At 63.5% G+C, this 13,405-nt stretch carries 13 protein-coding genes; 5 read left to right on the top strand and 8 right to left on the bottom strand.

Annotation, left to right across the window (positions count from 1 at the left end):
• Positions 1-407 precede the first annotated feature (407 nt).
• Positions 408-539, bottom strand: coding sequence for a hypothetical protein (locus RVY76_RS15105; RefSeq protein ID WP_317377080.1), 132 nt, complete (start codon positions 537-539; stop codon positions 408-410).
• Positions 540-957: 418 nt separating this feature from the next.
• On the opposite strand from RVY76_RS15105, the gene RVY76_RS15100 reads away from it, so the two are divergent.
• Entirely contained in the window at positions 958-1,908 is a 951-nt protein-coding gene (locus RVY76_RS15100) for a cation transporter (RefSeq protein ID WP_317377079.1), read from the top strand.
• Here the strand turns inward: RVY76_RS15100 and RVY76_RS15095 are convergent, their stop codons facing one another.
• Complete coding sequence (locus RVY76_RS15095; RefSeq protein WP_317377078.1) at positions 1,909-2,031, bottom strand: hypothetical protein; 123 nt, start codon at positions 2,029-2,031, stop codon at positions 1,909-1,911.
• A gap of 338 nt (positions 2,032-2,369) precedes the next feature.
• Here RVY76_RS15095 and RVY76_RS15090 point away from each other — a divergent pair, with 338 nt between their 5' ends.
• Positions 2,370-3,002, top strand: a complete 633-nt coding sequence (locus tag RVY76_RS15090; protein ID WP_317377077.1) for a VPLPA-CTERM sorting domain-containing protein — start codon at positions 2,370-2,372, stop codon at positions 3,000-3,002.
• Between the two features lie 186 nt (positions 3,003-3,188).
• Complete coding sequence (locus tag RVY76_RS15085; protein WP_317377076.1) at positions 3,189-5,330, top strand: esterase-like activity of phytase family protein; 2,142 nt, start codon at positions 3,189-3,191, stop codon at positions 5,328-5,330.
• Positions 5,331-5,648: 318 nt separating this feature from the next.
• Here the strand turns inward: RVY76_RS15085 and RVY76_RS15080 are convergent, their stop codons facing one another.
• The 3 genes from RVY76_RS15080 to RVY76_RS15070 form a co-directional block, all read right to left on the bottom strand.
• Positions 5,649-6,395, bottom strand: coding sequence for a response regulator (locus RVY76_RS15080; RefSeq protein ID WP_317377075.1), 747 nt, complete (start codon positions 6,393-6,395; stop codon positions 5,649-5,651).
• A 165-nt stretch (positions 6,396-6,560) separates the two neighbouring features.
• Entirely contained in the window at positions 6,561-7,274 is a 714-nt protein-coding gene (locus RVY76_RS15075) for a sensor histidine kinase (protein WP_317377074.1), read from the bottom strand.
• Entirely contained in the window at positions 7,271-7,696 is a 426-nt protein-coding gene (locus RVY76_RS15070) for a response regulator (protein ID WP_317377073.1), read from the bottom strand. The genes RVY76_RS15075 and RVY76_RS15070 overlap by 4 nt, the downstream gene beginning before the upstream one ends.
• 166 nt (positions 7,697-7,862) lie before the next feature.
• On the opposite strand from RVY76_RS15070, the gene RVY76_RS15065 reads away from it, so the two are divergent.
• Both RVY76_RS15065 and RVY76_RS15060 read left to right on the top strand, forming a co-directional pair.
• Entirely contained in the window at positions 7,863-10,145 is a 2,283-nt protein-coding gene (locus RVY76_RS15065) for a sensor histidine kinase (protein WP_317377072.1), read from the top strand.
• On the top strand, positions 10,135-10,593 hold the full coding sequence (locus RVY76_RS15060; protein ID WP_317377071.1) for a response regulator: 459 nt from the start codon (positions 10,135-10,137) through the stop codon (positions 10,591-10,593). The genes RVY76_RS15065 and RVY76_RS15060 overlap by 11 nt, the downstream gene beginning before the upstream one ends.
• A 365-nt stretch (positions 10,594-10,958) precedes the next feature.
• On the opposite strand, the gene RVY76_RS15055 is transcribed toward RVY76_RS15060, so the two are convergent.
• Genes RVY76_RS15055 through RVY76_RS18725 form a run of 3 tightly spaced genes read right to left on the bottom strand, consistent with a single transcriptional unit; the run spans position 10,959 to position 13,373 of the window.
• Positions 10,959-12,095, bottom strand: a complete 1,137-nt coding sequence (locus tag RVY76_RS15055) for an MFS transporter (RefSeq protein ID WP_317377070.1) — start codon at positions 12,093-12,095, stop codon at positions 10,959-10,961.
• Positions 12,092-12,616 (bottom strand): helix-turn-helix domain-containing protein, encoded by a 525-nt coding sequence (locus RVY76_RS15050; protein ID WP_317377069.1) that lies wholly within the window; start codon positions 12,614-12,616, stop codon positions 12,092-12,094. The genes RVY76_RS15055 and RVY76_RS15050 overlap by 4 nt, the downstream gene beginning before the upstream one ends.
• Positions 12,582-13,373 carry an IS66 family transposase gene (locus RVY76_RS18725; protein WP_410796047.1) on the bottom strand — a complete coding sequence of 264 codons (792 nt, stop codon included), beginning with the start codon at positions 13,371-13,373 and terminating at the stop codon, positions 12,582-12,584. Before RVY76_RS18725 ends, RVY76_RS15050 begins: the two co-directional genes overlap by 35 nt.
• Positions 13,374-13,405: the final 32 nt, after the last annotated feature.

The following is a 13,405-nucleotide window of genomic DNA, read 5'->3' as shown; positions in this document are numbered from 1 at the left end:
GCCGCCGCCCCCTCATTGCCGGGCGACGGGATAGCCACTGCAGCGAAAGTCGGCTTTACCGCCCTTCCGCCAAGCCCTCTCGGAATCACGGCAGAGATCGAGCAGTTGCGGCGAATGACAGGAAAACTCGCTCAGCGGTCATCCAAGGATGAAAAATGCTGCGCGATGCGCGAATGGCCGGTTCGATGAAGCTTCATAGCCGTACTCAGCGAAGGTCGGCTCTGGCCCGTGTGCGCAGAGCGAACAGAAAGCACTGACGTGCAGTCCGCGCCACCGCAGTCCCGTCCGGCTCTAGCGGCGGTGTGCATGCTGCCTCAACCAATGTAAGTCATTCGGCCGAGAGCCAGAGTCGTCCGAGAAATGTCGAGCGGAGCGGGCGAACGCCTCGTGTTCGCCCGCCGGGCGGCTCACTTGCCCTTCTTCTCACCCAGAGAAACTGGTTTCGCCGCGCCGGAATTGGCCGTCGCAAGAACCTTCGGGCTTTCCCGCTTCGGCTTCTTCGCTTCCTTGTTTCCGCGCTTGTTGTTGCCTTTTCCCATCACGACCTCACAGGTTGTAAAACCGGTCCGGCGACATACCGGATCGGCCGATCCTCAGGAAAATCAGGGTTGCCTGATCGAGGTCAGGGCGATGACTTTGATGAGTTGCGCAAAGTGCCACTTTCGGGCCCATCTCGCATGATTGAAGTAGGCTTCCTCTCGTGGTCTCACAAGGCAAGGGGATCGATGGCAATCGAACTTTGAACCGTGGCCGCCTGTTTCACGTATGAGCCTGCGATCGGAACAAGCACCTGTGGCGAATGTCCAGGTCGATCGGCTGCGGCGGAGCGTGCACAGTGACATGGCAGACGACAGCTCAGGGCCGCACGAAGCCGCCTGCACGGAAAAGCAGTTTTCGCCATCGTCTTTCGGTGCCTGCACCCGCTACGCTGCCTCATCGCGATGAGGGGGAGATCCAGTGGCAGATCAGATTAAACGCATTGAGGCGCGGTCTCTGACACTCGCGATGTGGGGCAACCTCGTCATGGCTGCAATGGGTCTTGGTGCAGGACTGTGGTCGAATTCCGGCGCAGTGCTGCTCGACGGTCTGTTCTCGCTCATCGGGTTCTTCGCGGCGCTCGTCGGTCGCAGGGTGGGTCTGCGCAGCGACACGCCGCCCGACCGCGACCGCCCCTTCGGCTATGCCGCGGAGGAGGCGATCTTTTCGACGTTCCGGGCCCTGTCGCTGCTGGGGCTGATCCTGTTCGCTGTCGCGAACGCCCTGCGCACGATCTTCAATACCCTCTCCGGGGTGCCGGCCGAGCCGCTGCTCTACGGCCCGATGATCGGCTATTTCATCCTGATCGGCGTGGTGTGCGCGCTGCTCTGGGTCAGTCACTTCCTCGCCTGGCGGCGCACGGGACGGCAAAGCGCGATCCTGCGGCTGGAGATGAAGGCGGCGTTCTTCGATGGCCTCATCACGGTGTCTGCGGGCGCGGGGCTCGCGGCGATCTACGTGCTTCGGGACGGCGCGCTTGCGGGCATCGCCCCGATCGGAGACTCGCTGATCGTCCTGCTGCTCTGCCTCGCAGCGGCTGTCGTCTATCTCGGTGACTTTCGTGGTGGACTGCGAGAGCTGGCATCGGCCAGTGCCCTTCCGAAACACGTCGCGACGGCGCGGCGGGCCCTGCGCCCGGCCATCGCCGAGGATGGCGGGACGCTGCGCGACCTGTCGGTGGTGAAACTCGGGCGGACGTTCCTTTTGACCGCCTACTACGATCCGGGCCGTCCGCTGATCGCCCGTGAGGTGGATGCCCTGAACCTCCGCCTGATCCGCGACGCCCGCGCGGCCCTCCCGGGCGCGGATGTGCTGCTGCTCGTCACCGAACACCCGCGACGATGGCCCGACGAGCTCGACCCCTACGGATGATCAGAGCGAGCGGCGCGCCCGGACCGCCAACGCCCCGTCCGTCAGGTCGCGCAGATCGACCATGCGAAGCTGGCCCGCTGCTGCAAGGCACCGCAAACGTCCGCTTGCGAAGGGCGGTGCCACGGCGTTCCACCGACAGCGACGGGCGGCATTGCGACAATTGAAGTCCAGAGCTGGATCAGGGCCGGGACCAGCCTCCGTATCGTCACGGCTCTGCCGCGAGCCTGGCAATCTCGGGATGGACTGTCCAACGGTAGACAGGGACAGAGGTCATTAACCTGCCGTAAAGATTTGGATCGCTCTTGCAGGCATTCTTCTCTAAGTCGGCCGTCGTCGAGCGACGCGGACATGCTCTTCTTTCGTTCAGCACCGCTTCGTGGTTCGACCCGAGGATGTCAGATCCTCCGGAGGCTGGAAGAATCCGCCGATACCTCATTCTTCCGTTTCATGGAGTTATCAACGTGAAGAGCCTCGCGATCGCCCTCATCATTTCTGCCGCTGCCGCCACCGCCGGGTCCGCCAAGACGCTGACCTACGACTTCGCCGGGAACGGCCGGACGGCGTTCGGCTTCTCCTTCGCCTCCGAGGGCGTCACCATCGATGTCACCGGCCTGTCCTACCACGCCGGCAGCTATCGGCAGGAACGCCTGACGCAGTGGGATCACGGGTTCGGAATGTCGAGCTATTGGGGCGACAGCCACTTGATCGACGGCTACGGGAAACAGGAATTCGTCGTTTTGTCCTTCTCGGAAAAGGTCGACCGCATCGACTCACTGACCTTCGACTATGTCGATCTCCATGACAGCTTTTGCCTTTATGGCCTCGACGCCGACAACAATGCCGTCCGGCTTAAGTCCACGCAGATCTCCGACCGCAAGAGCGGCAAGGTCACCTATCTGTTCGAGGAGGATTATGCGGGCAGCTATTTTGGGGTGGGCGCGCTTGGCGAAAAGGACGCCTTCAAGCTGCGCGGCTTGACCGCGACCATCGAAGACGCACCTTCGCCGGTCCCGCTCCCGGCCGCATTGCCGTTGCTCGCGGCGGGCCTCGGCGGGCTGGGAGCCGTCTCGCGCCGCAAGCGTCGTTCCACCTGAGAGCCCACGGACCGGGTCCCCAGGATTATCCTGCGGGCGGCGAGCACGCCGCCCACAACGCACACCCATGTTCGTGCAAACTCGGTTTCACGACCGTCACGCGTTTGTCACACATCCGTGATCATAACCGCGCCGAAGCGTGCCGAGAGCCACTCGCTCGCAGATCCTTGCAGGAGACGAAAGAACATGGATTGCCGCGCGTTGACGATATCGTCGGCCTTCATCTGTCTTGCCGCGCCGGTTTTGGCTGAGGAGATGAATTTCAACCGGATTGCGTCCTTCCGCGTCGCCGACAATCTGCCCGACTCCGAGAACACCTCGGCGGAGATCATCGACGTGACCGAAGACGGCATGACGTTGGTCTATACCGATAGCCCCGGCGGCTCGATCGGTTTCATCGACATCACCGAACCGGCGAACCCGAGCGCCGCGGGTGTGTTCATGCCCGAAGGTGAACCGACGTCGGTCGCCGTGATCGGCGGCCATGCGCTGGCGGGCGTGAACACCTCGGAAAGCTATACCGATCCGTCGGGCTACCTCGTCGAGATCGATGTGGCGAGCCGAGAGGAGATCGGCCGCTGCGAACTGCCCGGTCAGCCCGATAGCGTCGGCATCGCGCCCGACGGCTCGTTTCTGGCGGTGGCCATCGAGAACGAGCGTGACGAAGATCTCGGCGACGGCCGCGTCGGCCAGTTGCCCGCGGGATCGGTCTTCATGGTCGATCTGGACGATGATGGTCTGATCGAGTGCGACACTGCCCGCGTGGCGGACGTCACCGGGCTTGCCGATATCGCGCCCGAAGACCCCGAGCCCGAGTTCGTCTCGATCAACGGCGAGAACGAGGTCGTGGTGACGCTGCAGGAGAATAACCACATCGTCGTGCTATCGTCGGATGGCGAGGTCATCGACCATTTCTCGGCAGGTAAAGTGACGCTGGAGAACGTGGACACCGCCGAAGAGGGTGCGTTGGTCTTCCAGGACACGATCACCGTCGCGCGCGAGCCCGACAGCATCACCTGGATCGACGACACGCATTTCGCGATGGCCAATGAAGGCGACATGGATGGCGGATCGCGCGGCTGGACGATCTTCAGCCAGGATGGCGAGGTCGTCTACGATGCGGGCATGTCCTTCGAGAACGCCATCATCGAGGTCGGTCATTACCCGGAAGGGCGGTCCGGCAACAAGGGCGTCGAACCCGAGAGCGTCACGTTCGACGTGTTCGACGGCACGCCTTTCGTGTTCGTGGGTGCCGAGCGCGCCTCGATCGTGGGTGTCTACGACATCACCGATCCGGCCAATCCCGAACTCAGGCAGCTGCTTCCCTCGGGCATCGGCCCGGAAGGCTATGTGACGATCCCCGAGCGCAATCTTCTGATCTCGGCCAACGAGACCGACGATGCCGGCGCGCGCGCCCATGTCATGATCTTTGAATATCAGGAAGCTGCGGCGGTCTATCCGCATCTCACGTCCGCGGGCATGGACGAGCTGACCGGCTGGGGCGCAATCTCGGGTCAGGTAATGGCCGCGGACGGCACCATCTACGCGGTCTCCGATAGCTTCTACGGCATGCAGCCGACGATCTTCCACATCGATGTCAGCGAGGCACCGGCGCGAATCGTGGACGCAATCCGCGTCACGCGCGAGGGCGCGCCGGCGCAGTTGATGGATATGGAAGGCATCGCGCTGGATGGCGAGGGTGGCTTCTGGATCGCCTCCGAAGGACGCTCGGATCGCCTGGTGCCGCATGCGATCTATCATGTCGGCGGGGACGGCGCGATCGAGGACTACATCACGCTTCCGGAGGCATTGTCGGCCGTCGAGGTCCGGTACGGTTTCGAGGGCATCACCCGCGTGGACGACATGCTCTATGTCGCCGTGCAACGCGAATGGCGCGACGATCCTGAAAACCACGCCAAGGTTCTGGGTTACAATCTCGAGACCGAGGAATGGTCGGTGATCCACTACCCGCTGACCGAGCCCACAACCGGCTGGGTCGGCTTGTCGGAGATCGTGGCGCACGGGGATCACGTGTACTTCGTCGAGCGCGACAACCAGCACGACACGCGCGCCGTGACCAAGGTCATCACCCGGGTACCGATGTCGGCGATGGAGGATATGGTCGACCTGGGCGAGACGCCCGCCGTGCTGGATCCGGAGCTGGTCGTGGACCTGCTACCGCACCTGCGATCGACGGGCGGATACGTACTCGACAAAGTCGAAGGTCTTACCATCGCCGAAGACGGCACGATGTGGGTCTCGACCGACAATGACGGTGTCGACGACCATTCGGGCGAGACCATGTTCTTCTCGATCGCCGCAGAATAGACGCAAGATTTCTATGAACAGAGCCCCCGCTGTTACGTGGGGGCTCTGTTCTTGCGTGACCACGCGCTCTCGATAGCGGGTTCTTGTTGGAGTCTCGATGTACCGATTTGGCGACGCCGCACGACAGCGACTTGCGCGTCCGTGAAAGGCCGGTCGAACACAGGTTGCCCGGCTGAAGGCAATGCTTCTGCCTTTGGGGCGGAGAATATCTTCGGAAACAGGAAGATATCATGACGTCGAGCCGAGATTGGCTCTTCAGTCAGAAAGATTTGCCTCACACGGGCCGCGTGGCATCCACAACCGCACGAGGGTGCTCGCTCAGGCATCGGGCACGGTTGGGACATGCTTTTTCAACGCCAGAACATCTTCGACAGATTTTCTGTAGCGGTTGTGTGCGACCTCGTGATCGCCCTGTTCCAAGGCTTGCCGTCCCGCGTCCAGGTTCACGATCAGTCGCTCCAGGATCTCGACGGCCTCTTCAGGCAGGGAAAGAGACCCAGCCTCACCCCCGCCCTGGCTTCGACCGGTACGCGCCTTGGCGACCACCCCGGATAGGGAGGCGGCCGAGAGATCGGCCTTGGCCAGCACAGGTACCTCGCCATCGGCGCTGTCGACCGGGGCCCCGGTGATCATGGCGATGCCCGCGCCGCGCAGGCGGATGTCCTTGATCAGCTCGTGGGCCAGATCCATCCCCACCCCGTCGGGCAGCAGGTGGTCGAGCAGGACGATATCGGCTGGCCCGGTGGCGAGGTAGGCACGGGCAGTTGCGATCGTTTCGAACTCGAGGATCGTCATGCCGCTGTTCGCCGATCTCAAAAGCCGACGCAGATGCATGCGGTCGAAGGCGCTGTCCTCGACGATCACGCAGGTCAGCGGGCGACCGGGCGTGGCCTGATCCTCCGCCGGCTCCAGGGCGAGAGCTGTATAGCCCTGGGATTTCAGGAGGTCATAGAGCGCGTCACTCGCGATCGCATTGAGATAGGCACCCATGGCGACGGTCTGTCGGGAGGATCCCGATCCGGTCAGCAGGCGCTTCAGTCGGGATCCGATGTCGCTCAGTCTCATAGGGCAGCTCTTCTCTTCATCTATGGCGGTGTGCCAAAGACGCCTGATGGCGATTTCTCACCAATGAACTGTGCGCCCGGTCGAAGGCCCACCCTGCCTGTCCGGTTTGCAGTACAGCCCCGCGCAAGGCGATCGTTCGTTTCCCGATCAAAGCTCGGTGGCCGGCTAGTCCGACGCAATTCGGTCGCCGAGCGGCAGGGCGACTGCGAAAACCGCTCCGCCCCCTGCCGCGGCATTCTCGTCGACGTCGATCTTTCCCCCGTAATGCACGACGATCTTGCGCGCGATCGCAAGGCCCATGCCGCTGCCCTCGTCCTTGTCACGCGAGACCAGCTTGTGCATGGGCTTGAACACCATCTCGCGCGACTCTGCCGGGATTCCGGGGCCGTTGTCGGCCACGTGGAGGGACCACCATTCGTCTTCCACGGTGGAGGAGATCGCGAGATGCGGCGCGGTGCTTTCGTTATGCCGGACGGCGTTCTCCACGAGGATCGCGATCAGCCGCTCGAAATCGGCTTGCCCGATCTGCATCACCGCAGGTGTCAGCTGCATGTTCAGAACCACGCGGTCGGGAATACTCATGGTCTCGACGATCCGGCGGATCGCCCCGCTGGTTTCGATCGGCCCTACCTTCTGAAGCCGCCCCACGCGGCAATAGATCAAGAGACCTTCGATCATGCGGTCCATGCGATGGCTGTGGGATTTCAGAAGCGCCATGGAGAGCCGAGCCTCCTCGGGAAGATCGATCCCGGCTTCGTCCAGGTCTTCCTGGATCCAGTCGGGCAGATTGCGAATGGCGCGGACCGAGGCCATGAGGTCGTGGGAGATGCGGTAGACGATCTCGTCAAACTCGCCGTGTTCCGGGGAAACGTCCGTCATGGTTCCTCCCCGCGGATCGGGCGATCGTCGCGCAGAGGGTGCCTGAGAAGCTCGACAGTCAGCTCATTCTTCGACACCACCCGGCAGCCGCGCAGATCGCGGGCTCGGCCATGATCCGCGATGTCGGCAAGACCCGTGAGCAACGTCATGCGGCTCCCCGGGCACAGGCCTTGGTCCACCACGTCCTGCACGAACTGCGTCCCTAGCCCGTCGGGCAGGATGTGATCGACGAAGACGCTGTCGTATCGAACCGATCTCAGCAGCGTGCGAGCCTCGGACAGTCGACCCACGGCGTCCAGAACGACGGTGCCGAAAGCCTTGCGAAGCAGACGGGCAAGTGCGGCCCGGTCGAAGGCATCGTCCTCGACGTGAAGGATGCGCGGAAATGCACCGTAGGGGTGGGCGACTTCTTCCTGGACCATGCAAGCCTCCGGTGCGGACCTACCGGCGACCCTGGCCGCGCATGGTTCACAAAATCCTGTCGAACCGCGCCCGGGTCGACGGGCGCACATTCCCCTGGATCGCAGGATTAAACCCTCCTTCACCATCGCTTGGGACATATTTCCGATGCTCACCCGAGGTCGAAATATGTCGCGCCCCGCCCGGGGCAGCTTCCAGAACCGCCTGATTGTCACGGCGACGGCGACGGCGGGAATCGCCGTGCTCGCCATGACCCTGGCGGGGACGTTCGTCTCCCACCGGCTGGAGAAGCGCAGCCTGGACCGCGAGATCACCGTCCTGACGAACGCGATCGCCGCGCGGAAAGAGCAAGGAATTTCCCGGCTGATCTCGGACACGGTCATCCTGGCCAATATGCCCTCGATCAAGGGGATCGAACGCGCGGCCACGAATGGCGGTCACGACCCGCTGACCGGAGATGCAACGCGGGATTGGTTGGACCGGCTGGCAGAGGAGTTCGCCGCCTTTCATGTGATGCGGCCGGACGTCGCCAAGCTGAGCCTCCTGACTACGGGAGGCCAGGAACTTCTTGGCGTTGATCGAGCCGGGGAAAGGATCGTCCGCGTTCCCGATGATCAGCTTCTGGACATGGGCAGAGAGCGCTTGGTCGTCCGTGGCCAGGCGCTACCTCCCGGCGAGCCGGCAATCATCGAGCCAAGCTACGATCGCGAGAACGGCGTGATCAGCGAACCGCGCACGGTCATGCTCCGTATTGTCCTGCCCGTGTTCGGCGACACGGGCGATCGGTTCGGCATGGTCGTCATGAATGTTGATCTGGAACGTCACAACGCCTTGGTCTTCGGATCCCTGCACCTGACTTCCGATGTCGTGTTGCTCGATGCCGGTGGCAACAGCTACTTCTGGGATGCATCGGAACAAGCCGGACAGTTTCGCCTGAATGCGCTTCCCGATCTCGCACCGGAGATCCTTGATGCCCTCAAGACGGAAGCGTCTGCTCCCGCACAAATCCGGGCCGGCAACCGGATCATCAGTACGCGGACGGTCGAGGCTCTTCGGCAAGGCGGTCTCGACGTCAGTTTCGCTGTCATAACACCCCGCAGTGCCGTGGCCGGCAGCCATCTTGTGACGCTTACCCTGTTTGTCGCGGGGCTACTCGTCCTGCTGACCGGAACGACCCTTGCCAACCGGAGAATTCGCCAGGACGTCCGGCCGCTTCTCGATATGAATGCCAGTATACAGCGGGCGGCCTCCGAGGGGTGCCGAGCCGATCTACCTCTCGACCGGCCAGACGAGATTGGCGAGCTGGCTGGCAGTTTCGACGGTTTGATCAGCCGCCTCGATCAGCAGGAACGGAGTGCCCGGGCGATCTTCGACGGCGTAGCGGATGCCGTGGTCGTCATCCGGGAGGATGGTACCATCGTGAGCGCGAACCATGCGTTCAGCCGTCTGTTCGGTGCCGATTGGGAAACGGTCCAGGACTTCCATATCGGGGAGTTTCTCGCGAGCGAGGCATGGAGCTGGCAGAAAGACGCGATCGAGGCCTATCTCGAAGCGGATGAAATCGGTCTGACCGGGCGCGAGCGCATCCTGAACGGCTGGAATGCCGAGACCGGGGCCTTTCCCGCTGAAATGACCCTGAGTCCTATCCCGGGCCAGACGGAGCCCTTGTTCACGATCATCGCCCGCAATGTCTCCGAGCGCATCGAGCGGGAGGAAGAGCGCGAGAAACTCATCGAGCAACTGAACCTCTCGAACGAGGAACTGGGCGAGTTCGCCTATGTGGCCTCGCACGATCTCAAGGCACCGCTCCGCGCCATCGCGAGTTCGGCGGAATGGCTGGCGGAGGACCTTGCGGACAAGCTCGACGACGATACCCGTGAAACCATGGAATTCATGCGGTCACGGGTCCGGCGCATGAATTTCCTTCTGGACGACCTGCTTACCCATTCCCGGATCGGCCGATCGGGGGAGGATGTCACGTCCGAACGGGTAGCAGGGCATGTATTGGCAGACCGGCTCGCTCTTTTGCTATCCCCGCCGGATGGCGCGTCGATCTTCTACAGCGACGCGTTCCGGGCGGCGACCTTCGCACCGACGCCGCTGGAAACGGTCCTGTTGAACCTGATCTCGAACGCCCTGAAGCATACCGACACGGCCGAGCCCGTGATCCAGGTCGACCTGCAGGACCGTGGATCGGACTACGAGATCCGCGTGGAGGACAACGGTCCGGGCATTCCGCCCCGGTATCACGATCAGGTCTTCGGTCTCTTCAAGACGCTAAAGTCCCGTGACGAGGTGGAGGGCAGCGGTATGGGCCTTTCCATCGTGCGCAAGCATGTCCGGCTGAAGGGCGGCGATATCCGGATCGTGTCCGACGGCAAGGGGGACGGAGCGACCTTCATCTTCACATGGCCCAAACCTTCGGAAAGGACGGCTGCCGATGCTACGTGACCTCAGCTCAAAGGATCTAAGCCCGGTCAATATCCTCATGGTCGAGGATGATGACTTCGAGGCGAAGTCCGTGACCCGGGCCTTCCGGAAAGCCCGCCTCCAGAACACGATCGTTCGCGCCCGCAACGGGGTCGAGGCGCTCGAGATCCTCGAAGGGCGCCATGCGGACCTGTCGCTGGACTGGCCCCTGATCGTCCTGATCGACATCAACATGCCGCAGATGAACGGGCACCAGCTCATTGCCGAGATCCGGAGCCGGCCGGCTTTGAAACGACTGGTCTGCTTCATGCTCACCACATCTACGGCCGTGGCCGATATCGAGCAGGCCTATGACTACAATGTCGCCGGATACATCGTGAAGGAGACCGCGGGTGCAGATTTTACCAGACTTCTCAACCTCCTCGGGGATTACTGGCTGACGGTGCAGCTGCCGCGGTCGGGAGGATAGGCCGTTCTCGGCGAACATCGCCGTGGGTTTGTGTGTCCCGGTGCGTCTGGCCGAATTGCGCTCTCGCCGAACTGATGACTGGTCGGCTTCAGACCGGAATGTCACGCACAGGGACTGCCCTCCTGATCCTTGGGGCGGTCGAGATCGAGCAGGACCGGACGAAAATTTCGTTCGGAGATCTCCGCCCTGGCCTTGGCAACCGTCGTCGCCTCAGTAGCGCGGACGGATTTCCCAAATTCTGGCGGCAGATCCTATGGAGCGGTGCGTCCTTCTCCACATCTTCGGGAACTGTTCCGAACAAGAGCGGCCAAGCGCGAGTACTGTAGGAGGTCTGCCACGAACCCGTCCATGGTAGGTTCCGGTGGCTAGGTTACCGCGCTCTCGGTCGTGCTTCTCGCTCGAAAGACCCCTGCAAAAAGCGCAAGGACGGCAAAGCATGTCACCGCCGGACCTGCGCCCGGACCTGCCATCAGAAACCCGAAGAGCGGAGCGCCGGCGGTCTGGCCCACGGCGATCGTCAGGAACCCGATCATGAGCCCCGTCGCGGGACGGTCCGGCAGGGCGCGGATGCCCCAGACGAGGTAGACCCCCGTCAGCATCACATACGCCGCCCCGAAGACAGCGCCTCCGATCAAGGCGAGGGCGGGAGTGGCGATGCCCGATCCAACCGCGAGAATGCTTGCGGTCATCAACCCCAGGAAGGTCCAGTGAACCGCGTCGAGACCGAACCGGCCGACGAGCGTACCGGCCCATGCCCCGGCAATGCCGCCGGCACCGATGCAGGTCCACAGGATGCCGGTTCCGGTCGGCCCCCATCCCAGTTGCTGCGACACGAGCTGGCCTCCGAAGGACCACAGGGCGGTGCTGGCAGCGCCCATCAGGAAAGACGCGGAGATCAGGCGCATCACCGGGCCGTTCATCGGAGGCAGTCCGCCAGCACCCCTGCCGCCGGAGGAAGCCGGAAGTGAGATTGCGGCCGCGATGGCCAACACGACCGCCACGGCGGCGAACGCACCGAAGGCCAGCCGCCATTGGCCGGCGATGGCGAGGGCGATCGGTCCCGACAGGGCCACTCCCGCGCTCGTCCCGGCATTGATCACGGTGTTCGTAAGATCCTGACGGCTCTTCTGCACCGCGGCCGCCACGGCTGCGGCCATGGGCGGGGATGCGAGGCCGGTGCTCGATCCCGCCACCACCACGGCGATGGCGAGGATCAGCGGCGACGGCGCGAGCGCGATCCCGGCCATACCGACGGCAGCGACGATGGCGGCACCGGTGGCGACCGCGCGTGCGCCGATCCGTTCGGTCAGTACCGCCGATGCGACGATGGCGACGCAGTAGCCGGCAAACGAGCCACCGGAGATGATCCCGCTGAGCGAGGAGCCGAGGCTCAGTTCTCCGTCGATTTGCGGCAGGAACAATCCGAAGGCGAAACGGGCAAAGCCGTAACAGACCGCGATCAGGCCGAAGCCTGTCGCGCCGATGCGAAGGGCGGGGCTCATGGTCGTGCCCTCTCGATCAGAATGGCCGCCGCCGCCCGCGCTGCGGAAACTGCGTCCGCGCCCCGATAGACCGCCGCGTGGGTCGCCCCCTCGAGCAGAACCAGCACCTGCTCGGCCAGGACCGGGTCTTCGCGTCTGAGGTTCGTTGCGACGACTTCTTCGATCCGTCGATGAAACGCCGCCTTGTGCATCGCGACCGCCTCGGCGATTTCGGGCGTGTCGCCGCCAGTCTCGGCACGAGAGCGGAGGAACAGACATCCCCGTGTTCCCTCGACGCGGACCCAGTCCTCGAGGGCTGCGAACAGCGCGTCGACAGTCTCCACCTCGAGCCGAGCCATGAACCGCCGGTCGCGCTCGGTCAGCACCCGCGCCATGAGCTGCGCCTTGCTGCCGGCATGCTTGTAGAGCGTCCTGCTCGACATTCCCGCAGCCTCTGTCAGCCGGTCCATGCCGGTGGCCATGTAGCCGTGCCGATCAAAGAGCCGCTCAGCCGTGGCGGTCAGCTTCGTTGTCATGTCCATGGAGAGCCTCCTTCGGTGTCCATGAACGCCAATGTAAAACGTACGTTTTACATTGCAAGTCGACAACGCTTGGAGTGCGGCACTGTCCGGCAAGACGGACATCGGCTCCGTGCTCGATGCTGCGCGGGGGCCTTGTTGCGCGAAGCCGTGCTGGGCTTGCCGATCGTCTGCCCTTCCGATCTTCCGAGAAGCGGTAGAGCGCGGACGGCGGTGCGGGTACCGACCACGGCCGCTCGATGCGCACGTAAGTCCAGAGCCGCACCGGCCGTGTTTTGCCGGTGCCGGGCGCAAGTATCTGCACGGGCGTGTCGTCGAGGCTCAGTTGCACGGAGGATCTGAAAGCCCAGCTTTCCCTTTTTAGTATTAAGGTCAGACGACGGGTCGAGTGTCGGGGATGCCTTGGGCGGTGAAGCGATTCAGGATGGATATCCGGATCTGAAGGTCGGCGGTCTGCCTTTCGAAGGTGAGGCAGCGAGCCGCCATCGGTCCGATGCCGATGCCGAACGGCCACGAGCTTCCGACCGAGCAGCTTGAAGCAGTTCACCGTGGTCTCGACGCGACTTCGGCGATGGGAGCCGCTCCATCTTCGCCAGATGGCTCGGCCCAAGCGCCTGATGGCCCTGAGGGCTTCGTTCCGACCTACCGCCCCGGGGCTCTCTCTTTTCCACGGCTGAGTGTTGCGGCGGGGCGGAACAAGCGACGTCCGTCCCGCGGTTCGCGATAGTATCGCGGCATCCGCGGGTGTCGCAGGCACCATTCATCGTAATCGAGGCGATCGGCTTATCCGCG

It is taken from the genome of Palleronia sp. LCG004, assembly GCF_032931615.1.
Taxonomy (GTDB): Bacteria; Pseudomonadota; Alphaproteobacteria; order Rhodobacterales; family Rhodobacteraceae; genus Palleronia.
The sequence above is the reverse complement of the archived record's forward strand: the minus strand, read 5'-3'. Positions and strand labels throughout refer to the sequence as shown.

Coding starts and splice junctions, on each gene's coding strand:
- RVY76_RS15105 (WP_317377080.1), bottom strand. CDS start 539: ATGGGAAAAGGCAACAACAAGCGCGGAAACAAGGAAGCGAAGAAGCCG.
- RVY76_RS15085 (WP_317377076.1), top strand. CDS start 3,189: ATGGATTGCCGCGCGTTGACGATATCGTCGGCCTTCATCTGTCTTGCC.
- RVY76_RS15080 (WP_317377075.1), bottom strand. CDS start 6,395: ATGAGACTGAGCGACATCGGATCCCGACTGAAGCGCCTGCTGACCGGA.
- RVY76_RS15075 (WP_317377074.1), bottom strand. CDS start 7,274: ATGACGGACGTTTCCCCGGAACACGGCGAGTTTGACGAGATCGTCTAC.
- RVY76_RS15070 (WP_317377073.1), bottom strand. CDS start 7,696: ATGGTCCAGGAAGAAGTCGCCCACCCCTACGGTGCATTTCCGCGCATC.
- RVY76_RS15065 (WP_317377072.1), top strand. CDS start 7,863: ATGTCGCGCCCCGCCCGGGGCAGCTTCCAGAACCGCCTGATTGTCACG.
- RVY76_RS15060 (WP_317377071.1), top strand. CDS start 10,135: ATGCTACGTGACCTCAGCTCAAAGGATCTAAGCCCGGTCAATATCCTC.
- RVY76_RS15055 (WP_317377070.1), bottom strand. CDS start 12,095: ATGAGCCCCGCCCTTCGCATCGGCGCGACAGGCTTCGGCCTGATCGCG.
- RVY76_RS15050 (WP_317377069.1), bottom strand. CDS start 12,616: ATGGACATGACAACGAAGCTGACCGCCACGGCTGAGCGGCTCTTTGAT.
- RVY76_RS18725 (WP_410796047.1), bottom strand. CDS start 13,373: ATGGTGCCTGCGACACCCGCGGATGCCGCGATACTATCGCGAACCGCG.